Here is a 19,941-nt window from a genome sequence, read left to right as displayed (position 1 = left end):
GCGGCGGACCGTCACATCGATCCGGTCTGCCGCACGTCGTGAACCTCGGCCGGCCGGGTGGTATGGCGGTTCAGGATCTCCAGCGCGATGCGTTCGCGCGCGGCATCGCCGACATTGACCCACAGCAGGATGCCGCCCTTGTCGAGGTGTTGCAGCATCGGCTCGTTGCGCTTGTCGGTGATCCATTGCGACAGGAAAGACCCCGCCGCCCCGCTGCCGACACCCGCCGCTGCGGCAGCGGCTGCGGCGGCCAGTGCGGTGCCGCCGGTGGCGAGCACGGCACCGGTGGCGATGATGGCGCCGACATAGGCGGGGAAGCCGACCGCGGCCCCCTTGCCGCTGCCGACATCCTCCGGCGAGATGTAGGCCTGCCGCGGCGCGTCGGGATCGTGGGCGAGGCTGCCGACGTCGCCCGGCACATCGCCCAGCCGCTCGCGGATCGTCTCGTCATTGGCCAGCAGGCTCAGCTCATGTCGCTGGAAGCCGGCGAGCGTCAGGTCGTCGATGGCGTTCTGCAGGGCATCGCGGCTGTCGAAGACCGCCACGGCCTCGCGCACCGTCGCATCGGTGCTGCCGGCATCGGTGCCGGCGGTTCCGCTGTCTCCCGTCCAGGCACTGGAATCGATCGTGGTCGGGTTCTGGTCGCGGCTCTCGATCATGCCTCCACCCCTTCGCTTGACAGGAAGTCCGAACAATCCGAATCCAACCGGAAAGCGGAGGCAAGGTTCCGTTCAGGGTCGCGATGCGGACTTCGATCAGGGCCGCGATGCAGCTGGCGGAGGCACCGCGCCGCGCGGCTCCGGCATGGTCCCCAGGAACCACCACAGGCCCAGCCCGATCAGCACGGCCTTCACCAGCAGGAACAGCGCGATGTGGCGGGCGAGCGGATTGCGGACCATGGGTTCAACCTGTCGATGCGGACCCGCCGGCGGAGGGGCTGGCGATGAAGGCCGATCTGGCAAAAGCACCGGTGTTCTGGCTAGTATCCGGCACCCATGCTGTCAAGGAAGGATACCCGCCATGAAGCGGCTCCTGATCGCCACCCTGTTCGCCCCTCTGCTTGTGGCCGGCCTGACCGCCGGCTCCGCCGCCCCTGCCCTCGCCCAGATCAGCCTGTTCCAGGACACCGGTCTGATGCAGGCGGTCAATGACGGCGACGTCACCAAGACGAAGGGTGCCCTGTTGCGGGGCGAGAACCCCAACCAGGCGGACATCCATGGCAAGACCGCCCTGCTGGCTGCGGTCGACCGCTCCAGCCCGGCCATCGCCGCCCTGCTGCTGGACAGCGGTGCCAACGTGAACCGCGCCGACAAGGCAGGCATCACCCCGCTGCTGGCCGCGGCCGAGAACGGCAATCCGGAACTGATCGACCTGCTGCTGAAGAAGGGCGCCAAGGTCGACATGGAGAACCGCGAGGGCATGACCCCGCTGATGGTCGCCGCCCGCAACGGCCGGGCCGACGTGGTGGACAAGCTGCTGAAGGCCGGGGCCAAGGTCGACCGTTCCGACTTCACCGGACGGACCGCGCTGAACTGGGCGCAGGAAAGCCGCAACCCCCGCGTAGGAACCTTGCTGCGCCAGGCCGGCGCCCGCTGATCCCCCTGCCCCACGCCCGCTGATCCTCTGCCCCGGAGACTCCATGTTCGGTTCGGCCTTCGGCGGTCCCGGCCCGCTGCTGCTCCTGCTGCTGGCGCTGGGGATCGACGCGCTGTTCGGCGACTGGCTGGATCGCATCCTGCCCGACCCGGCGGGTCTGGCGCGGCGCTTCTGCAACGCCGCCGATGCCCGGCTGAACCGGGCGGAACGGGGCAAGTCGGCGCAGGTGTTCCGCGGGGCGCTGGTGGTGCTGGCGCTGGTGCTGATCGCCGCCGCCGCCGGGCTGCTGGTGGAGTGGATCGGCTCCATCGGCCGCGGCTGGATGGTGGAACTGCTGGCCCTGCTCTGCGGCCTGCGCGGCCGGGCAGCCTGGACCCGCGTCCGGGCGGTGCGGCGTGCGCTGGAAAGCGGCGGAGTCGTTGCCGGGCAGGAGGCGATCCAGTCGTTGACCCGCCGCCATGTCTATGGGCTGGACGAGCATGGCATCGCCCGCGCGGCGGTGGAGGCCGCCGCCCGCGCCTTCGACCGCAAGCTGGTGGCGCCGGCCTTCGGCTATGCCCTGCTCGGCGTGCCGGGCCTGTTCGTCTGGACCGTGATGGACGGCGCCGACGCCGCGCTGGGCAGCCCCGGCGTCCGCCATGGCCGATTCGGATCGACCGCGGCGACGCTGGACGACGCGCTGAACGCCCTGCCCGCCCGTCTGGCCGGTCTGCTGCTGGCGCTGGCCGCTCCCTTCATCGGCACCGCCAAAGCCGGCAGCGCTCTGCGCGCTCTCGGCCGCGACGCGCGCAAGCACCCGTCGCTGAACATGGGCTGGCCCATCGCCGCGATGGCCGGCGCGCTGGGGCTGGCGCTGGGCGGCCCGCACCGCGACGGCGGCGTCGTCATCACCGAGAACTGGATCGGCGACGGCCGCGCCCGCGTCACTCCGGCCGACATCGGGCGGGCACTCGCTCTGTCCGCCGTCGCCTCCCTGCTGTTGGTCGGGCTGGTGGCGCTGCTGCTGTGGGGCGTCGCCGGCATCTGAGTTGCCGCAACCTCGCGCTCCAGCCCTGCGCCCCGGACACGGCAATGTCCCGCCCTTGTCAGGCCATCGCCCGCGCCCTGTCCATATACTAGTATGACGAGGCAGGGAAAGCGGGGGCGATGAGTACGGGAGAGAGTGCGCCGGCTGCGGCGGAGGGCGCGCAGGCGGAAGCAATTTTGGCCGAGCGTGCCCTGGCGGAACGGCGGTCGGGCCGGGCCGGTATTTTCTGGATGATGCTGACGACCCTGCTGTTCGTCACCCAGGACGCCACCATCCGGGTCCTGACCAAAAGCTATCCGGTGGTGGAGGTCGCGTGGGCGCGCTTCGCCGTGCACATGCTGCTGGTGGGTACGGTCGTCGCATGGCGCAGCCCGCATCTGATGGTGTCGCACCGGCTGCCGCTGCAACTCGTCCGCTCCTGCCTGCTGCTGGCGACCACGCTGTTCGCCGTTCTGGCCTTGCGCAGCATCCCCTTCGCCGAGGTGCAGGCAATCGCTGCCGCCGTGCCGGTCCTGATCACGGCGCTGTCGGTGCCCTTGCTGGGCGAGAAGGTCGGCTGGCGGCGCTGGGTTGGCGTGCTGGTCGGGATGGCCGGCGCCCTGATCATCGTCGGGCCGGTGGGCGGCACCTTCCAATGGGCGCTGGCCCTGCCGCTGGCCGCGGCCTTCAGCAACGCGCTGTACCAGATCGCCACCCGCAAGCTGCGGGGCGCGGATTCGCCGACGACCACCATCTTCTACACCGGCATGGCCGGGACGGTCGCCTGTACGCTGGCCCTGCCCTTCAACTGGGTGACGCCCGACCTGACGGGGGCGGCGCTGATGATCCTGCTGGGGACGCTGGGCGGCATCAGCCATTTCTGCCTGATCCGCGCCTACAGCGCCGCCCCGGCCGCCACCGTGGCGCCCTTCGGCTACACCACGCTGGTGTGGGCGGCGGTCTATTCGCTGATGCTGTTCGGCGAGGAGCTGCGCCTGTCGACGATCCTCGGCACCGCCGTCATCGTCGGCAGCGGCGTCTACATCTTCTATCGCGAACAGATGCGGTCGCGGCAGCAGTCGTAAGGAAACGCGTCAGGCCGCTTGCGGCCCGACATCCTCCACCATGTAGAACGGCCCCCGCCGGTCGCGCTCGACCCGCAGGATGAAGCGGCTGACCCCACCGGCCTTGATGGTCCAGAGATCGCCGCCGCCGTCCAGCGGGCGAAGCTCCAGCTCGTCCGGAACCGGCGTCTCGCCCAGCCGCTTCAGGATGCGGTCGGCGCGGGTGCGGTCGATGCCGGGAAGGCTCTCGGCGGCGCGGGCGTCGAAGCGGTCGCTCTTCACATAGCGGGTGCCGGCGCCCTGGATCGGGCTGGACGGACGGCCGGGCTGCATCCGCGCCCGCGCCGCCATCAGCCGCCAGCGGGCAGTGCCACAGGCCCGGATCGCGGCGGCATGGACGGCGGCCACCCGCTCGATCAGCTCGGGGAACAGCGGCATCAGCTCGCGGCGCTTGTAGGCGACCCGGCTCATCAGCTCATGAATCGAGCGCTCGCTCGCCGCGGCGGCATCCGGCAACTCCACCGTCTCCGCCGCCAGCAAGGCCGGGATGGCGTCGAGCGCCGCTGCCGCCACCAGCGCCTCGATGCCGGCCAGCGCCGCCGCCCCTGCCGCACCGGTGCGGGCGATGGCATCGGCGACAACCGGCCGGGCGCGGTCGAGCGCCTCCGCCCTCGGCACCTCGTCGGACAGGGCAGACAGCCAGCCGGCATCGAACAGAGTGTCGTCGGAGAAAGGAAGAAAGGCGCTCAATCGCACAAAACCCGGTCGGTGACGCTCAGCCGTCCGCGCGCATGCGGGCGACCACCGCCTCCAGTACCTCTTCCGCCCGGTCGTTGTCGACCTGGCAGGTGCCGGCCGCCTGATGGCCGCCGCCGCCATACTCCAGCATCAGCGGGCCGATGTCGGTCTTGGAACTGCGGTCCAGGATCGACTTGCCGCAGGCCAGCACGGTGTTCTGCTGCTTCAGGCCCCACAGGACATGGATCGACACGTTGGTGTCGGGGAACAGCGCATAGATCATGAAGCGGTTGCCGGCATAGATCGTCTCCTCCTTGCGGAGGTCGAGTACGACGACGTTGCCGCGCACGGTGGCGCAGCGCTTCAGCTGATCGACGAACAGCTCGGCATGCTGGGTGTAAAGCTCCACCCGTTCCTTCACGTCGGGCAGGTCCAGGATCTGCTCGATGGAGTGGCTGCGGCAGTAGTCGATCAGATCCATCATCAGCTGGTAGTTCGACACCCGGAACTCGCGGAAGCGGCCGAGGCCGGTGCGCGCGTCCATGATGAAGTTCAGCAGGGTCCAGCCGGTCGGGTTCAGGATGTCCTCGCGCTGGTACTGCGCCGAGTCGGCCTGATCGACCGCTTCCATCATCTCGTCGGAGATGGTGGGAAAGCGCTCCTTCCCGCCATAGTAGTCATAGACGACGCGGGCGGCCGACGGCGCCTTGGGGTCGATGATGTGGTTGGGCTTCTCGCCGACGCGCATGGTTTCCGACAGGTGATGGTCGAACACCAGATGGGCGCCGTCGACATAGGGCAGGTTGGTGGTGATGTCGCGGTCGGTGATCTCGATCTTGCCGTCCTGCATGTCCTTGGGATGGACGAACTTGATCTCGTCGAGGATGCCCAGCTCCTTCAACAGGACGGCGCAGACGAGCCCGTCGAAATCGGACCGGGTGACAAGGCGGTACTTCGCGGCGTCGGACATGCAAGAAATCCCCTGGCGACCATCATGGTTGAGCGCGTGCCGGAAGGGTAGTCGCCTACCCCTTCGGCGCGCAATGCTTTACCAGAGGCCCGCCTGAGAGATCAGCCCCAGGGGCCGCGGCGGTTCTGCGGCATGAAGCCGCCTTGGCTGCTTTGCGGCGGCGCGCCCCAGGGCGAGCGCCCGTCACGCGGCGGAGCCGCACGGCCACCCCCACCGAACCCGCCGGTAAAGCCGCCAGTCTGGGCGGCCATCGCGCGCAGCCGCGCCACCCGCTCGCCCATGTCGGGGTGGGTGGAGAACAGGCTGGCCATGCTGGCGCCGCTGAGCGGATTGGCGATGAACAGGTGGGCGGTCGCCGGATGCGCCTCCGCCTGATAATTGGGGATGTGGTTGGCGCTGTTGTGGATGTTGGTCAGGGCATCGGCCAGCCAGTTGGGGCGGCCGCAGATCTCCGCGCCGATGCGGTCGGCCTCGAACTCGCGGGTGCGGCTGATCGCCATCTGCACCAGCGTCGCGGCGATGGGAGCAAGGATGGCGGCCAGGATCGCGCCCACCATGCCCAGCGGGTTGCCGCCACGCTCGTCGTTGCTGGAGCCGCCGAAGAACAGGCCGAAGTTGGCGAGCATCGACACCGCACCGGCGATGGTCGCGGTGATCGTCATGATCAGGGTGTCGCGGTTCTTCACATGGGCCAACTCATGCGCCATCACGCCGGCGATCTCCTCCGGCGTCAGGCGCTGCAACAGGCCGGTGGTGGCGGCGACCGCCGCATGGTCCGGATCGCGGCCGGTGGCGAAGGCGTTGGGCTGGTCGTTCTGGATGATGTAGACGCGCGGCATCGGCAGGCCGGCTCGTTCCGCCAGCCGGGCGACGATGCCATGGAATTCGGGGGCGGAATAGGCGTCGACCTCGCGGGCGCCGTACATCGACAGCACCATGTCGCCCGAATTCCAGTAGCTGAACAAATTCATGCCCAGCGCCATGACGAAGGCGATGATCAGGCCGGTCTTGCCGCCCAGCAGGAAGCCGACCGCCATGAAGATCGCCGTCAGGCCGGCAAGGAGGATGGTGGTCTTCAGATAGCTGGTCATGATCGCCATATCGGTTCAGGATGGGCCGAAGCGGGGTAACCCGCTCCGATCCCGGACATGGCAAAGATATGGGGCCGGGCCGCGCCCGCGTTCAAGATACCCGCAGTATCGCGATGGACATGATGACCGAACCGACCAAGCCGCAGCAGGACGCCGCCGAGGCGGTGTCCGACCAGACAACTCCGGACACCACGGAAACCAAGGGACCGGAACAGAAGCCCGGCGAGATCGGCGGCCCGAAGGGGCCGGAGCCGACCCGCTACGGCGACTGGGAGTTCAAGGGACGCTGTTCGGACTTCTGATCGGAGAGCGACCGCACCCGGTCACTCCACCCGCCGGCCGGTCACCGCGTCGAACAGGTGCAGGGCGCCGTCCTGCGGGGTGACCGTCAGCCGGTCGCGCTCGCGCACGGTGGGGATGCCCGCCATGCGGACCAGCAGGCTCTCGCCGTCCGGCAGGCGGCCATAGACCACGGTGTCGGCGCCCAGCGCCTCGACCAGCTCGACCTCGATGGAGAAACCGCCTGAGAGCCCCTCCGCGGCGACGGCCATGTGCTCCGGCCGGATGCCCAGCTTCACCGGGCGGCCTGCGTCGGTCGGGCGCGGCTGCGGCAGGGCCAGGCGCTGGCCGCCGGGCAGCAGCACCGCCTCGCCACGGTCGTCGATGCGGCCGTCCAGCACATTCATCGGCGGCGAACCGATGAAGCCGGCGACGAACAGGCTGGCCGGGCGCTGATAGACCTCCAGCGGCGTGCCGATCTGTTCGGCGACACCATGGTTCATCACCAGGATGCGGTCGGCCAGAGTCATCGCCTCCACCTGATCGTGGGTGACGTAGAGGCTGGTGATGCCGAGCCGGTCCTGAAGCCGCTTAATCTCCACCCGCATCTGGGTGCGCAGCTTGGCGTCGAGGTTAGACAGCGGCTCGTCGAACAGGAAGGCGGCCGGTTCGCGCACGATGGCGCGCCCCATGGCGACGCGCTGGCGCTGGCCGCCCGACAGTTGGCTCGGCCGGCGGTCGAGGAAGCGGCCGAGTTCGAGGATGGTCGCCGCCTTGTCGACGCGCGCCCGGATTTCCGCCTTCGGAATTCCGCGGATCTTCAGGCCGTAGGCCATGTTGTCGAAGACCGTCATGTGCGGATAGAGCGCGTAGTTCTGGAACACCATCGCGATGTCGCGGTCCTTGGGGTCCAGATGGTTGACCACGCGCCCGCCGATGGCGATCTCGCCGCCGGTGATGCCTTCCAGCCCGGCGACCATGCGCAGCAGGGTGGACTTGCCGCAGCCCGACGGCCCCAGCAGGACGAGGAATTCCCCGTCCTGGATCGCGATGTCGATGCCCTTGATCGCTTCGACCGGGCCGTAGGACTTGCGGACGTTGCGGATTTCAACGGTTGCCATTGTTTTTCTTTCCCTTCGCCCGCGCTTACTTTTCGCTGTCCACAAGACCTTTGACGAACCAGCGCTGCATGAACACCACCACCGCCACCGGCGGCAGCATCGCCAGCACCGTGGTCGCCATGATGATGTGCCAGTCGTTGGCCGATTCGCCGGTGCCGATCATCTTGGTGATGCCGGTCACGATGGTCTCCATATCGCCGCTGCTGGTGACCAGGAGCGGCCAGAGATACTGGTTCCAGCCATAGATGAAGAGGATGACGAAGAGTGCGGCGATGTTGGTGCGCGACAGCGGCAGCACCACGTCGATGAAGAAGCGCACCGGCCCGGCGCCGTCGATCTTCGCCGCCTCCAGCAGTTCGTCCGGAATGGTCAGGAAGAACTGGCGGAACAGCAGCGTCGCGGTGGCCGAGGCGATCAGCGGGATTGCGAGCCCGGCATAGCTGTTGATCAGGCCCAGATCGGCGACGACCTTGTAGGTCGGGATGATCCGCACCTCAACCGGCAGCATCAGCGTGATGAAGATCAGCCAGAAGAAGGCCATGCGCAGCGGAAAGCGGAAGAAGGCCACCGCATAGGCCGACAGGATTGAGATGGCGATCTTGCCCAGCGCGATGGACAGCGCCATCACCAGGCTGTTCAGCATCATGGTGCGGACGGGCGTGTACATGGCGCGGTCGCCGGCCTCGCCCACCCAGGCCTGGGCGTAGTTGGTCAGCCCCTGCCCGCCCGGCCACAGCGGCAGGCCGCCGCGGCCGATGGTGCCGGAATCCCAGGTGGAGCCGATCAGCGTCACATAGATCGGATAGGCGAAGATCAGGACGCCGACGATCAGGACGATGTGCGGCAGCAGATCGATGAAACGGGTCGGCTTCATGAGTAGTGGACCTTGCGCTCGACGAAGCGGAACTGCACCGCGGTCAGCGCGATGACGATCACCATCAGGATTACCGACTGGGCCGACGATCCGCCGAGGTCGTTGTTGACGACGCCGTCCTGATAGACGCGGAAGATCAGCGTCTCCGTCGCCTTGCCCGGCCCGCCCTGGGTCAGGGCATGGATGGTGCCGAAGGTTTCGAAGAAGGCGTAGACCATGTCGACCACCAGCAGGAAGAAGGTGGTCGGCGACAGCAGCGGGAAGGTGATGGTCCAGAACCGCCGCACCGGACCGGCGCCGTCGATGCTGGCCGCCTCCATCACCGACCGCGGGATCGCCTGCAATCCGGCCAGGAAGAAGATGAAATTGTAGGACACCTGCTTCCAGCTGGCGGCCATGATCACCATCGTCAGCGCCTGCCCGCCGTTCAGCCGGTAATCCCAATCATAACCCAGCGCCCGCAGCGCCCGGCCGAAGGACCCGATGTCGGGGTTGAAGATGAACATCCACAGCACCGCCGCGACGGCCGGGGCCAGCGCATAGGGCCAGATCAGCAGCGTCTTGTAGGCCCGCGCACCCTTGATCTTGGAATCGGCCAGCACCGCCAACAGCAGCGCCAGCCCCATCGCCAGCACGGTCACCGCCAGGCTGAAGACGACCGTGACCTTCAGCGTGTCGAGATAGTTCGGGTCGCCCAGCACATTGGTGAAGTTCTCGAACCAGAACGAATTCGCTGCGGATGCCGAAGGCGTCCTGCAGATGCACCGACTGCCAGATCGCGTTGGCGGCCGGCCAGATGAAGAACACCAGCGTCACGGCCACCTGCGGCGCCAGCAGCAGGTAGGGCAACAGCCGGTTGTCGAAGGTGACGCGACGCTGCAAAGGATGGTCTTTCGTCAATGGTAAACGGCGCCATCCCTCCCCCGCCACCGGGCGGGAGAGGGATGGTGTTGCAGGCGATCTCAGCCCTTGTTGGCGCGCTCGAAGTTGCGCAGCACGGTGTTGCCGCGCTTGATCGAGGCGTCCAAGGCCTGCTTGGCGTCCTGCTGGCCCTGGAAGGCCTTCTCAAGCTCTTCCTGGATGATGTTGCGGATTTCCGGCAGGTTGCCCAGCCGCAGGCCCATGCTGTTCTCGGTGGTCGGCGTCCGGGTCAGCTGGGCGGCCGGCACGTCGGCGCCGGGATTCTTCTCGTAATAGCCCTGCGCCTTGGCGAGGTCGAAGCCCTTCATCGTCACCGGGACATAGCCGGTGTCCATGTGCCACTTGGCATCGACCTCGGGCCGGGCGAGATAGGTGAAGAACTGCGACACCGCCTTGTATTCGGCCGGCGTGCGCTTGGGCGAGGTCATCACCCAGAAGGCGGCGCCGCCGATGATGCTGTTCTTCGGGCCGTCCTTGGCAAATTCCGGCCAGTAGGGCAGCGGAGCGGCACCCCAGGCGAAGGTCGCCTCCTTCAGGATGCGGCTGCGCAGGCCCGACGAGGCGTGGATCATCGCGCATTCGCCCGACGGGAACAGGGCGTCGGGCTTGTTGTCGCGGCCGCCATACTTGAACAGGCCGTCCTTCTGCATGTCGATCAGCGTCTGGACATGCTTGACGTAGAGCGGGGCGTCGATCTTCAGCTCGGCGTTCAGGCCGCCGAAGCCGTTGGCCTGGCTGGCGAAGGGCGTGTTGTGGATGGCGCCCAGCTGTTCGAACTGCGCCCACACCGGCCAGGCGGTGGTGAACGGACAGGTGGAGCCCGAGGCCTTCAGCTTCTTCGTCGCCTCGATCATCTCCGGCCAGGTCGCCGGCGGCTTGTTGGGATCGAGGCCGGCCTTCTGGAAGGCGTCCTTGTTGTAGAACATGATGGTGCTGGAGCTGTTGAACGGCAACGCCATCATCTTCCCGTCCTTGGACGAGTAATACCCCTTCACCGCCGGGATGTAGGCGTCGGCGTCGAAGGACGCGCCCGTCTCCTGCATCAGCTGGTAGACCGGCTTCACCGCCGGACCGGCGGCCATCATGGTGGCGGTCCCGACCTCGAACATCTGCACGATGTGCGGCGCGTTGCCGGCGCGGAAGGCGGCGATGGCCGCCTGCATCGTCTCCGGATAGCTGCCCTTGTAGGAGGCGTTGACCTGGACCGCCTGCTGGCTGTCGTTGAAGTCCTTGGCAATCTGCTCCAGCTGGCCGCCCAGCGGCTGCGGCAGGCCGTGCCAGAAATCGACCACGGTCTTCTGCTGCGCGAGCGCCGAACCCGGCAATGCCGCGGCGAACAGCAGGGCGGAAGCGGAGGCGGCGCCCGTCAGGAGGGCAAGCTTGCGGCGGGTCAACATGCGGTGGGTCTCCCTATCCCGGTATGGTTCGCGGTTGTCATGAGGGCAACGGGTTGCCGTCCCGCGACGCTTTCGTGAAGTTTTGGTGGCAATCGCCAACGTTGCTGTGTGCGATTGCGAAAAAGACCGGCAGCGTGATGATCGCTTCCGAAACTGTTTGGTTGCTCTAACCGTCACACTGCGCACGCACACGAGGGTCTGTCAAGGCGTCGCATTACAGTTTTGTGACGTGAAAATCGCGGCGATGGAATGTTGCAGAGCGAAAACGCGCAAGTGCGGAACGGCTAACGCGGGCAGGCGGCATCCGTCCGGCGGATGGGTGCCGGAGCCCCCGCCCGTCCGGCCATCAGGCTGCGGCTCAACAGGCGGCGCAGGGCGGCCGGATCGCAGGGCTTGTGGACCAGGGGAAAGCCGCTGCGGTCGACGCTGCGCAGCCGGTCGGGGTCGGTGTCGCCGGTGACGATGACGCCCGGCACCCGCCGGCCGCAGCGGGCACGGACCGCCTGGATGGCGTCGATGCCGGTCTCCGGTCCCGACAGCCGCAGGTCGGACAGCACGAGGTCGGGCGCCGCAGCACCGCCCCCCAGCCCGGCACAGGCTTCGTCGATGCCGCGGGCGGGGATGACCGCATAGCCCCAGCCGCGCAGCAACAACCCGATCCCCTCAAGCTGCACCGCGTCGTCCTCGATCACCAGCACCGTGCCGGTCACCGCAGGAGCGGCAGCGAAGGACGACCGCCCGGCCGCCGGCTCCGGCTCGCTGTCGCCGAACTCGTCGCCCGAGCGGTCGCCGTCATTGCCGGCCAGCGGCACCTCCACCGCGAAGACGGAGCCCTTGCCGAGCCTGGAGCGCACCGTCACCGGATGCCCCAGCACCTGCCCCAGCCGCCGCACGATGGCAAGGCCTAGACCCAGACCCTGCTTGCGGTCGCGCCCCGGATTGCCGAGCTGGTGGAAATCCTCAAAGATCACGGCATGGTTGGACGGGTCGATGCCGACACCGGTGTCCCAAACCTCGATGCGCAGGAACTCGCCGCGCCGCCGTGCCGCCAGCAGGACTCCGCCCTTCAGCGTGTAGCGCAGGGCGTTGGCCATTATCGGCCGCAGCAGCCGTTCCATCAGCGCCGGGTCGCTGGTGATGTGGGCGTCGAACGGGTGGATGTTCAGGCGTAGCCCCTTCGCCTCCGCCTCCGGGCCGAACTCCTCCAGCATCTTGGCGAACAGTTCGTCGACCGGGAAGGTCTGCGGCTTGGCGGTGACCAGCCCGGCCTCCAGCGCCGAGACCTCCAGCAGGGCGCGCAGCAGCGCCTCGCCGCCGAGGATCGCCTGCTCCAGCTTGTTCGCCAGCTCGATGGAGGCCGGATCGGTCAGCCTGCCGCTCAACAGATGGTGGAACAGGTGCATCGCCTGGAAGGGCTGGCGCAGGTCGTGGCTGGCCGCCGACAGGAACTTGCCCTTGGCGGTGCGGGCGCGCTCGGCATCGGCGCGGGCCTGCGCCGCCTCCGCCCTTGCTTGCGCCAAGGCGGCCGCCCCGGCGTCGGCCACGAGAGCCACCGCGTGGATACGGCCATCGGCGCCCGTGACCGGCGTCAATGCCGGCGTGACGGGAAAGCCGGGAAGTGGTCCGGTGGCGGAGGCAGGCGTGCCGGTCGCCATCACCCGCCGCCGCAGCCCGTCGATCGCTTCGGCCGTTCCGGCCGGCAGCCCGGCCTCCGCCAGCGACAGCCCCTCCACCCTGCCCGGCCCATGGCCGATCAGGATGGCGAAGGCCGGATTTGCCACCAGCACGCGCCCGTCCTCGCCAAGCAGGGCCTGGGGAGAAGCGCTGGCCGACAGCAGTGTGTCCAGCCAATCCTCACGTGTCGGAGTCTTTCCAGGGATGAGGGGCATGGCATGTACTCGGCAATGCTAAGGGGCGAGGCTAACGGAACAACCATAGGCAAACGAACATGTGAACCGGCGGCAAATGGGAGGTCTACAGACCACCGCGTTACCTCTGCTTTATCTTGTGCCCCGATCGATCGTGTCAAATGTGACCTCAGTCGATCCCATAGGCCGGGATCGTTCAAAAGCCCTAATGCTTTAAGCCGAAACCGGACCGCGGCACCATTCAGACAAAGGGCGGAGGATGCTTCCGCAGCCGGCAGTGGCCGCGCTATAAGACGGCATGGTGCAACGCCTCCCCACCCTTGTGCGTCGCCGCAAGCGATCCGCCGCCCGGCCGCCCCAGCCGCCCCGCGCGCTGGAGATATCCGGCCTGCCGATTCCGCTGGAGCTGCGGGAAAGCGCGCGTGCGACCCGCATGACCCTGCGTGTCGATGCCGGACGCGGGCTGGTCCAGGTGGTGGTGCCGGTCGGCGTGTCGGAAACCGATGCCCGCCAGTTCGTCGGCCGGCATGACGGCTGGCTGCGGGCGCGGCTGGCGGCGATGCCGCCGTCCCTGCCCTTCGCCGACGGCGCCAGCGTGCCCTATCTCGGCATCGAGCATGTCATCCGCCACGACCCTGCCATGCGCGGCCCGACGCGCCTTGAGGACGGTGCCCTGCTGGTCGGCGGCCAGCCCGAGCATGTCGCCCGCCGCATCCGCGATTTCCTGACCGCGGAGGCCAAGCGCGAGCTGGCGACCCGTGCCCGGCTGAAGGCCGCGGTCATCGGCGCCCGCGTGGCGGCGGTCACGATCCGCGACACCAAAAGCCGCTGGGGCAGCTGCTCGTCCACCGGCCGGCTGTCCTTCTCCTGGCGGCTGATCCTGACGCCGGAGCCGGTGCTGGATTACGTGGTCGGCCACGAGGTGGCCCATCTGCGCGAGATGAACCACTCGCCGCGCTTCTGGGCGCTGTGCGCCAGCCTGACGGACGGCAGCGGCGTGGACTGGCCGCGGGCCTGGCTGAAGGCGAACGGTACGCGGCTGCTGCGGTACGGGTGACGCCCGGTGGGTGACGCCTGCCCTGATCGACCGCCTAACCCACCGGTTCGGCCACCCGCGGCTCGGCTGCCGCTGCGTCGCGGCGGACGAACTCCAGGAAATCCTCGTAGGGCATCGGGCGGCCCAGCAGATAGCCCTGGCACTGGTCGCAGCCCATCTCGGCGAGGCAGCCATACTGCTCCTCGGTCTCCACCCCTTCGGCCAGCGTCTGCATGCGCAAGGACCGCGCCATGCCGATGATCGCCTCGGCGATGGCGCCGCTGTCCGGGTTGCCGGCGCGCAGGCCGCTGACGAAGCTGCGGTCGATCTTCAGCTTGTCGACGCGGAAGCGCTTCAGATAGGCCAGCGAGGAATAGCCGGTGCCGAAATCGTCGATGGCGACCGGCACCCCCAGCTCGCGCAGCCGCGAGAAGGTTTCCGACACCACGTCGGACTCGTCCATCAGGACGCTTTCCGTCACCTCCAGCTCCAGTGCCGAGGGCGGGATGCCGTAGGCCGACAGCCAGCCGGCCACCCGCTCCGCCAGTCCCGGACGGCGCACCTGCACCGCCGACAGGTTGATGGCGATCAGCAGGTCATGGTGGCGCAGCAGTTCGGCCGCGCGGCGGCAGGCCTCGCCCAGCACCCAATCGCCCAGAGGCAGGATCAGGCCGGTATCCTCGGCCACCGGGATGAACTGGCCGGGCATGATCAGCGTGCCGTCGGGCTGGCGCCAGCGCACCAGCGCCTCCGCCCCGATCAGCCGGCGGCCGTCCATGGAGAACTGCGGCTGGAAATGCAGTTCCAGTTCGTTGTTGGCGAGCGCCCGGCGCAGGTTGTTTTCGGTCCACATCCGGTCCGACGCGCGGCGGTTCAGCTCCGGCGTGAAGAACTGGTAGGTGGCGCGCCCGGCATCCTTCGCGGCATACATCGCCATGTCGGCGCTTTTCAGCAGCCCGTCGATGTCGGTGCCGTCGTCGGGGTAGATGGCGATGCCGATGGAGGGCGTGACCCGCAACTCGTGCCCGTCGATCAGATAGGGTTCAGACAGGGTGTGCAGGACCTTGCGCGCGACGATGTCCGCCGCGTCGGGGCTGCCCATGTCGCCGATCAGGATGATGAACTCGTCGCCGCCCTGGCGGCTGACGGTGTCGCCCGCCCGCACGGTGCCGGTCAGCCGCCCGGCCACCTCGCGCAGCAGGTCGTCGCCGACCTGATGTCCCAGGCTGTCGTTGATCGTCTTGAAGCGGTCGAGATCGACGAACAGCAGCCCGACCTTGGTGCCGTGGCGCCCGGCGGCCAGCATCGCGCGCTCCAGCCGGTCGCGCAGCAGGAAGCGGTTGGGCAGGTCGGTCAGGAAATCGAACTGCGCCAGATGGCGGATGCGCTCCTCCTGCGCCCTGGTCGCGGTGATGTCGCTGAAGGCCGCGATATAGTTGGCGACGGCGCCGTCCTCGTTGCAGACCAGCTTGACGCTCAGCCACTCCGGGAACACCTCGCCGTTCTTGCGGGTGCTCCAGATCTCGCCGGCCCAATGGCCGTTTTCGAGCAGCTGCGCCCACAGCTCCTCATAGAAGCCGGAGGGATTGCGGTCGGAGCGCAGGAAGTCGGGGCCCCGGCCCAGCACCTCGTCCCGATCGTAGCCGGTGATGCGGGAGAAGGCGTCGTTGGCGGCGACGATCTGCCGGTGTTCGTTGGCGACGAACATGCCCTCGGCCGCATTGTCGAACACCTTGGCCGACAGGCGGAGCTGCCACTCCGCCCGCTTGCGCTCGCTGATGTCGCGGGCGATGGCCGAGTAATAGACGTCGCCTTCGTAGGTGATGCGGCTGGCGGTGACCTCCAGCTCCAGCGTGCGGCCGTCGGCGGTGCGGTAGGCGGTCTCGTAATGGCTGGCCGCGGCCTCGCCCTCGGCGGCGAAGCGCTTCAGCAGATCGGCCTGCCCCATCACGAGGTCTTCCAGCGTTCCGCCCAGGGCCTGGCAGCCGAAGGGATTGATGTAGGCGATGCGCAGGCCGGCGTCGGCCAGCACGACGATCTCCGACACATGGTCGATGAAGAAGTTGGCGAGATACAGCTGACGCGCCCGTTCGCGCAGCATGCTGTCGCTGTGCCTGACCCGCAGCTGATAGCCGCCGACGATGCGCCGGATCCAGCCGGTGACCAGCCATGACACGCCGACCGACGCCGCCAGCGCCACGGCCAGCACCGCCACCGTGGTCCAGACCCGCTGGTTGACGCCGCGGCTGATTTCCGCCCGGCGGACCTCCATCTCCTTGCCGACATCGTCGATGTAGAAGCCGGCGACCAGGATCCAGCCCCAGACGCTGGGGGCCGAGACATAGGCCATTTTCGGGGTCGGCCGGGCGGTGACCGGATGGATCCAGTCATAGCGCAGCTCGCCGCCGCCCTGGCGTCCGAGTTCCAGCAACCGGGTGACGAGGTCGCGCTCGGTCTTCCATGGCAGGTCGCGGGCGTTCATCCCCTCCGACGCCGGGGCGGTGGGCGACAGCAGCACCTGCCCGTCCTGGCGCAGCACCCCGACATAGCCGGTTTCCCCGAAGCGGAAGGCGCGCAGACGCTCCAGCGATTCGTGCTGCAACCGCGCCTCCACCGCTCCCAGCGCGTCGCTGGCGCCGATCACCCAGTCATAGGGTTCAAAGCGGCGGACGAAGGCCATCTTGTCCACGGCCGATCTGTCGCCAGTTTGGACCGGATCGTCCGGCATGCGCCAGCGATAGCGGGCGAAGCCGCGCAGGCTGGGATCCTGGACGGCCCGCATCAGCTCGCGCATCACCGCGGCCCCTTGCGGATCGGGAGCGGAGAAGGGAGAGGTCCCCTCCCGCGCCGGGTCGACCGGCATCAGCACCGATTCGCCGTTCAGGTCGTTGATGAAGTAGTAGCCGCGCCCGCCGGAGAAGCGCAGCGGCCGCAGCGTCTGTTTGATCGATTCCTTCACCGACGCTTCGGGCAGGATGTCCTTTTCCCGGTCATGGACGCTGCGGGCGATGGAATAGGCCTCGTCCACCTGGGCGCGCAGCTGCTCCTTCAGCAGCGGTTCGACGCGCGAGCGCATGTAGGCGAGGTAGGACTGCGCGTTCTCCACCTCCTGCACCAGGGCCTGGTGCTGCTCCTCGACATAGCGCGCCTCGCTCTGCTGGAGGTCGTGCTCCAAGTCGGCCCAATGCTGCCAGACGAAATAGAGGCCGAGCCCGAGGACGAGCGCCGAGACCAGCGCCATCGACGCCAGGAATTGCAGGCGGTAGAGCCGGGCCTCGTCGGACGAGCGCGACGGCGCACGGACCAGCTCGGCGACGGGGTCGGACAAGAAGGGCTCCCTTCGGATGGCCTGTTCGGCGGAACTCGCGGAAACCGGCTGGGGCCGGTCCCGATGCGCTGTGCAAGTGTTGCTTAATGCTCGCGCGGATTCAACTGCAAGCAAATCAAATCCACCCAGGCGCGACTCTTTGACTGTTTTCCTCGCGTCTGGATGGACGGTGGCGTGCGGATCCCTATGTTGACAGGGAATTGATGGAAAGTCCGCCCGCGCAACGTTAGGCGCGGATTCCCTTAGGCTGGCAAAGATTCGCCCGTGAAGATTAATGCCGCCAACAGCGGAGCGGGCAGACAAGCCGGTTGGGCGGACGGATCGGGCCATCGCGAGGCTTTAAAACGCCCCCCGGCACCGCTATGGTCGCGCGCGCGTGCTATCAGACCTGCAGCCGCTCCTTTTCCAGCGCCAGCATCCTCCGGAGAGTGCCGATGATCCCCCGCTATACCCGCCCCGAAATGGCCCGCATCTGGGAGCCGGAGAACCGCTTCCGCATCTGGTTCGAGATCGAGGCGCACGCCTGCGACGCGCAGGCCGAGCTGGGCGTGATCCCGAAGGAGGCCGCCAAGGCGGTGTGGGAGCGCGGCAAGTGGGAGATCGACCGCATCGACGAGATCGAGCGCGAGACCCGGCACGACGTCATCGCCTTCCTGACCAACCTCGCCGAATATGTCGGTCCGGAAGCCCGCTTCGTCCACCAGGGCATGACCTCGTCGGACGTGCTGGACACCTGCCTCGCCGTCCAGCTGACCCAGGCCGCCGACCTGCTGCTGGCCGACATGGACGCCCTGCTGGCCGCGCTGAAGCGCCGGGCCTATGAGCACAAGAACACCGTCACCATCGGCCGCAGCCACGGCATCCATGCCGAGCCGACGACCTTCGGCCTGAAGCTGGCCGGCCATTACGCCGCCTTCGCCCGTGGGCGCGAGCGTCTGGTCCAGGCGCGCCAGGACATCGCCACCTGCGCCATCTCCGGCGCCGTCGGCACCTTCGCCAACATCGATCCGCGGGTGGAGGAGCATGTCGCCGCCAAGCTCGGCCTGTCGGTGGAGCCGGTGTCGACCCAGGTCATCCCGCGCGACCGCCACGCCTTCTTCTTCTCCGTGCTGGGCGTGATCGCGTCGAGCGTCGAGAATCTGGCCACGGAAATCCGCCACCTGCAGCGCACCGAGGTGCGCGAGGCGGAGGAGTATTTCCACCCCGGCCAGAAGGGCTCGTCGGCGATGCCGCACAAGCGCAACCCGGTGCTGTCGGAGAACCTGACCGGCCTGGCCCGCATCGTGCGCGCCGCCGTCGTCCCGGCACTGGAGAACGTCGCGCTGTGGCACGAGCGCGACATCTCCCACAGCTCGGTCGAGCGGATGATCGGCCCCGACGCCACCGTCACGCTGGACTTCGCCCTGGTGCGCCTGACCGGCATGATGGAAAAGCTGGTGGTCTATCCGGAGCGCATGCAGAAGAACCTGGACGACCTGGGCGGGCTGGTCTTCTCGCAGCGCGTCCTGCTGGCCCTGACCCAGGCCGGCATGAGCCGCGAGGACAGCTACAAGGCGGTGCAGCGCAACGCCATGCAGGTGTGGGAGAAGGGCGGCAACTATCTGGACCTGCTGTCGAACGACGCCGACATCGCCAAGCACATCGGCCGCGACAAGCTGGAGCCGATGTTCGACATGACCTACCACACCAAGCATGTCGACACGGTGTTCAAGCGCGTGTTCGGCGAATAACAGGCGTCTCCTGTTGAATGAGGGGCGTCCGGGCCGTTACGGCGTCTTCCGCAGGGCGGCAAAGACTTGCCGGTGGATGACAAACGGCCCGGCCGCACCTACTCTATCTCGATAAGCGTGTGCCCGGGCGGGGCAATCCTGAACAGAGCGAGGACCAGACCCATGGCGATGGAAGCCGCCACGATCGAAAAGCTCATCAAGGAAGGCATCCCGGACGCGGTCGTGGAGATCGCGGACCTGCGCGGCGACGGCGACCACTATGCCGCGCTCGTCACCTCCGCCGCCTTCAAGGGCAAGAGCCGGGTGCAGCAGCACCAGATGGTCTACGCATCCCTCCAGGGAAAGATGGGCGGCGAACTGCACGCCCTGGCGCTGACCACCGCGGTGCCGGAAGGCGCCTGACGCAAGGCTGCCGGAAGGCGCCTGATCAAAGTTGCAACGGACAAGGCCCCGGCGCCGCCGGGCCTTAATCGGAAGGGTTATCAGGTCATGGTCGATCAGAACGTCGTCGAGCGCATCGAGCAGGACATCAAGAACAACGATGTCGTGCTGTACATGAAGGGGACCCCGGTGTTCCCGCAGTGCGGCTTCTCCGCCGCCGTCGTCCAGGTGCTCAGCCACACCGGCGTCAAGTTCAAGGGCGTCAACATCCTGGAGGACCCGGGCCTGCGCCAGGGCCTGAAGGAATACTCGAACTGGCCGACCTTCCCGCAGCTCTACGTCAAGGGCGAGCTGGTCGGCGGCTGCGACATCGTCCGCGAGATGTACGAGTCGGGCGAGTTGCAGACCCTGATGGCCGACAAGGGCGTCGCCACCGCCGCCTGACCGCATCGCCGGTCCGGTGAGAAACGGAAAAGCCCCGCTCCGGCGGGGCTTTTTCATGCCCGGCACCTTTTCCATGCCGGGCATTTTCGATACCCGA

At 67.9% G+C, this 19,941-nt stretch carries 18 protein-coding genes and 1 pseudogene; 8 read left to right on the top strand and 11 right to left on the bottom strand.

Annotation, left to right across the window (positions count from 1 at the left end; genetic code table 11):
- Nucleotides 1-11: 11 nt before the first annotated feature.
- Nucleotides 12-659 carry a hypothetical protein gene (locus ACWPN3_RS27040; protein WP_109445308.1) on the bottom strand — a complete coding sequence of 216 codons (648 nt, stop codon included), beginning with the start codon at nt 657-659 and terminating at the stop codon, nt 12-14.
- 96 nt (nt 660-755) lie between these two features.
- Nucleotides 756-899 carry a hypothetical protein gene (locus tag ACWPN3_RS27035; RefSeq protein WP_199237544.1) on the bottom strand — a complete coding sequence of 48 codons (144 nt, stop codon included), beginning with the start codon at nt 897-899 and terminating at the stop codon, nt 756-758.
- Nucleotides 900-1,020: 121 nt separating this feature from the next.
- On the opposite strand from ACWPN3_RS27035, the gene ACWPN3_RS27030 reads away from it, so the two are divergent.
- From ACWPN3_RS27030 to ACWPN3_RS27020, 3 genes are all read left to right on the top strand, one after another.
- Nucleotides 1,021-1,596 carry an ankyrin repeat domain-containing protein gene (locus ACWPN3_RS27030; protein ID WP_109445307.1) on the top strand — a complete coding sequence of 192 codons (576 nt, stop codon included), beginning with the start codon at nt 1,021-1,023 and terminating at the stop codon, nt 1,594-1,596.
- Between the two features lie 43 nt (nt 1,597-1,639).
- The gene (locus ACWPN3_RS27025) at nt 1,640-2,623 is read left to right on the top strand and encodes a cobalamin biosynthesis protein (protein ID WP_492240092.1); all 984 of its coding nucleotides are present in this window, start codon (nt 1,640-1,642) and stop codon (nt 2,621-2,623) included.
- A gap of 119 nt (nt 2,624-2,742) precedes the next feature.
- Nucleotides 2,743-3,687, top strand: coding sequence for a DMT family transporter (locus ACWPN3_RS27020; protein ID WP_492240091.1), 945 nt, complete (start codon nt 2,743-2,745; stop codon nt 3,685-3,687).
- A gap of 9 nt (nt 3,688-3,696) precedes the next feature.
- Here the strand turns inward: ACWPN3_RS27020 and ACWPN3_RS27015 are convergent, their stop codons facing one another.
- The 3 genes from ACWPN3_RS27015 to htpX form a co-directional block, all read right to left on the bottom strand.
- Nucleotides 3,697-4,422: a hypothetical protein gene (locus ACWPN3_RS27015; RefSeq protein WP_492240090.1), complete on the bottom strand. Its 726-nt coding sequence runs from the start codon at nt 4,420-4,422 to the stop codon at nt 3,697-3,699.
- A gap of 19 nt (nt 4,423-4,441) precedes the next feature.
- The gene (locus tag ACWPN3_RS27010; protein WP_109445303.1) at nt 4,442-5,374 is read right to left on the bottom strand and encodes a DHH family phosphoesterase; all 933 of its coding nucleotides are present in this window, start codon (nt 5,372-5,374) and stop codon (nt 4,442-4,444) included.
- A gap of 101 nt (nt 5,375-5,475) precedes the next feature.
- Nucleotides 5,476-6,474: a zinc metalloprotease HtpX gene (htpX, locus tag ACWPN3_RS27005; protein ID WP_492240089.1), complete on the bottom strand. Its 999-nt coding sequence runs from the start codon at nt 6,472-6,474 to the stop codon at nt 5,476-5,478.
- A gap of 104 nt (nt 6,475-6,578) precedes the next feature.
- Between htpX and ACWPN3_RS27000 the strand changes: the two genes are divergently transcribed.
- Entirely contained in the window at nt 6,579-6,767 is a 189-nt protein-coding gene (locus tag ACWPN3_RS27000; protein ID WP_492240088.1) for a DUF1674 domain-containing protein, read from the top strand.
- Between the two features lie 21 nt (nt 6,768-6,788).
- On the opposite strand, the gene ACWPN3_RS26995 is transcribed toward ACWPN3_RS27000, so the two are convergent.
- From ACWPN3_RS26995 to ACWPN3_RS26975, 5 genes and pseudogenes are all read right to left on the bottom strand, one after another.
- Entirely contained in the window at nt 6,789-7,865 is a 1,077-nt protein-coding gene (locus ACWPN3_RS26995; RefSeq protein ID WP_492240087.1) for a sn-glycerol-3-phosphate import ATP-binding protein UgpC, read from the bottom strand.
- 25 nt (nt 7,866-7,890) lie between these two features.
- Nucleotides 7,891-8,739: a sn-glycerol-3-phosphate ABC transporter permease UgpE gene (gene ugpE / locus ACWPN3_RS26990; RefSeq protein WP_109096929.1), complete on the bottom strand. Its 849-nt coding sequence runs from the start codon at nt 8,737-8,739 to the stop codon at nt 7,891-7,893.
- Nucleotides 8,736-9,621, bottom strand: a pseudogene (ugpA, locus tag ACWPN3_RS26985) (sn-glycerol-3-phosphate ABC transporter permease UgpA). The gene ugpE and the pseudogene ugpA overlap by 4 nt, the downstream one beginning before the upstream one ends.
- A gap of 80 nt (nt 9,622-9,701) precedes the next feature.
- Nucleotides 9,702-11,057: a sn-glycerol-3-phosphate ABC transporter substrate-binding protein UgpB gene (gene ugpB / locus ACWPN3_RS26980; protein ID WP_492240086.1), complete on the bottom strand. Its 1,356-nt coding sequence runs from the start codon at nt 11,055-11,057 to the stop codon at nt 9,702-9,704.
- A gap of 284 nt (nt 11,058-11,341) precedes the next feature.
- Complete coding sequence (locus ACWPN3_RS26975; protein ID WP_492261841.1) at nt 11,342-12,946, bottom strand: PAS domain-containing sensor histidine kinase; 1,605 nt, start codon at nt 12,944-12,946, stop codon at nt 11,342-11,344.
- Nucleotides 12,947-13,223: 277 nt separating this feature from the next.
- Between ACWPN3_RS26975 and ACWPN3_RS26970 the strand changes: the two genes are divergently transcribed.
- The gene (locus ACWPN3_RS26970) at nt 13,224-13,982 is read left to right on the top strand and encodes a M48 family metallopeptidase (RefSeq protein ID WP_492240083.1); all 759 of its coding nucleotides are present in this window, start codon (nt 13,224-13,226) and stop codon (nt 13,980-13,982) included.
- A gap of 34 nt (nt 13,983-14,016) precedes the next feature.
- On the opposite strand, the gene ACWPN3_RS26965 is transcribed toward ACWPN3_RS26970, so the two are convergent.
- The gene (locus tag ACWPN3_RS26965) at nt 14,017-17,289 is read right to left on the bottom strand and encodes a bifunctional diguanylate cyclase/phosphodiesterase (RefSeq protein ID WP_492240082.1); all 3,273 of its coding nucleotides are present in this window, start codon (nt 17,287-17,289) and stop codon (nt 14,017-14,019) included.
- Between the two features lie 434 nt (nt 17,290-17,723).
- On the opposite strand from ACWPN3_RS26965, the gene purB reads away from it, so the two are divergent.
- The 3 genes from purB to grxD all read left to right on the top strand — a co-directional run bounded on the left by purB (nt 17,724) and on the right by grxD (nt 19,844).
- Nucleotides 17,724-19,019 carry an adenylosuccinate lyase gene (gene purB, locus ACWPN3_RS26960; protein WP_492240081.1) on the top strand — a complete coding sequence of 432 codons (1,296 nt, stop codon included), beginning with the start codon at nt 17,724-17,726 and terminating at the stop codon, nt 19,017-19,019.
- Between the two features lie 162 nt (nt 19,020-19,181).
- A complete protein-coding gene (locus tag ACWPN3_RS26955; RefSeq protein ID WP_012973287.1) occupies nt 19,182-19,421 on the top strand; it encodes a BolA family protein in 240 nt (79 codons plus the stop codon).
- An 87-nt stretch (nt 19,422-19,508) separates the two neighbouring features.
- Nucleotides 19,509-19,844 carry a Grx4 family monothiol glutaredoxin gene (gene grxD, locus ACWPN3_RS26950; RefSeq protein ID WP_085088255.1) on the top strand — a complete coding sequence of 112 codons (336 nt, stop codon included), beginning with the start codon at nt 19,509-19,511 and terminating at the stop codon, nt 19,842-19,844.
- The last annotated feature ends 97 nt before the right edge of the window (nt 19,845-19,941 follow it).

The sequence above is a fragment of the Azospirillum sp. UENF 111221 genome (genome assembly GCF_058780625.1).
This window is presented reverse-complemented; position numbering and strand designations above follow the sequence as displayed.

What these genes read in the sequence shown, in the direction of transcription:
- ACWPN3_RS27030 (WP_109445307.1), top strand. Translation starts at nt 1,021, where the DNA reads ATGAAGCGGCTCCTGATCGCCACCCTGTTCGCCCCTCTGCTTGTGGCC.
- ACWPN3_RS27025 (WP_492240092.1), top strand. Translation starts at nt 1,640, where the DNA reads ATGTTCGGTTCGGCCTTCGGCGGTCCCGGCCCGCTGCTGCTCCTGCTG.
- grxD (WP_085088255.1), top strand. Translation starts at nt 19,509, where the DNA reads ATGGTCGATCAGAACGTCGTCGAGCGCATCGAGCAGGACATCAAGAAC.
- ACWPN3_RS27000 (WP_492240088.1), top strand. Translation starts at nt 6,579, where the DNA reads ATGGACATGATGACCGAACCGACCAAGCCGCAGCAGGACGCCGCCGAG.
- ACWPN3_RS27010 (WP_109445303.1), bottom strand. Translation starts at nt 5,374, where the DNA reads ATGTCCGACGCCGCGAAGTACCGCCTTGTCACCCGGTCCGATTTCGAC.
- ugpE (WP_109096929.1), bottom strand. Translation starts at nt 8,739, where the DNA reads ATGAAGCCGACCCGTTTCATCGATCTGCTGCCGCACATCGTCCTGATC.
- ACWPN3_RS26970 (WP_492240083.1), top strand. Translation starts at nt 13,224, where the DNA reads ATGGTGCAACGCCTCCCCACCCTTGTGCGTCGCCGCAAGCGATCCGCC.
- ACWPN3_RS27040 (WP_109445308.1), bottom strand. Translation starts at nt 659, where the DNA reads ATGATCGAGAGCCGCGACCAGAACCCGACCACGATCGATTCCAGTGCC.
- ugpB (WP_492240086.1), bottom strand. Translation starts at nt 11,057, where the DNA reads ATGTTGACCCGCCGCAAGCTTGCCCTCCTGACGGGCGCCGCCTCCGCT.
- ACWPN3_RS26975 (WP_492261841.1), bottom strand. Translation starts at nt 12,946, where the DNA reads ATGCCCCTCATCCCTGGAAAGACTCCGACACGTGAGGATTGGCTGGAC.
- purB (WP_492240081.1), top strand. Translation starts at nt 17,724, where the DNA reads ATGATCCCCCGCTATACCCGCCCCGAAATGGCCCGCATCTGGGAGCCG.
- ACWPN3_RS27035 (WP_199237544.1), bottom strand. Translation starts at nt 899, where the DNA reads ATGGTCCGCAATCCGCTCGCCCGCCACATCGCGCTGTTCCTGCTGGTG.
- ACWPN3_RS26995 (WP_492240087.1), bottom strand. Translation starts at nt 7,865, where the DNA reads ATGGCAACCGTTGAAATCCGCAACGTCCGCAAGTCCTACGGCCCGGTC.
- htpX (WP_492240089.1), bottom strand. Translation starts at nt 6,474, where the DNA reads ATGGCGATCATGACCAGCTATCTGAAGACCACCATCCTCCTTGCCGGC.
- ACWPN3_RS27020 (WP_492240091.1), top strand. Translation starts at nt 2,743, where the DNA reads ATGAGTACGGGAGAGAGTGCGCCGGCTGCGGCGGAGGGCGCGCAGGCG.
- ACWPN3_RS26955 (WP_012973287.1), top strand. Translation starts at nt 19,182, where the DNA reads ATGGCGATGGAAGCCGCCACGATCGAAAAGCTCATCAAGGAAGGCATC.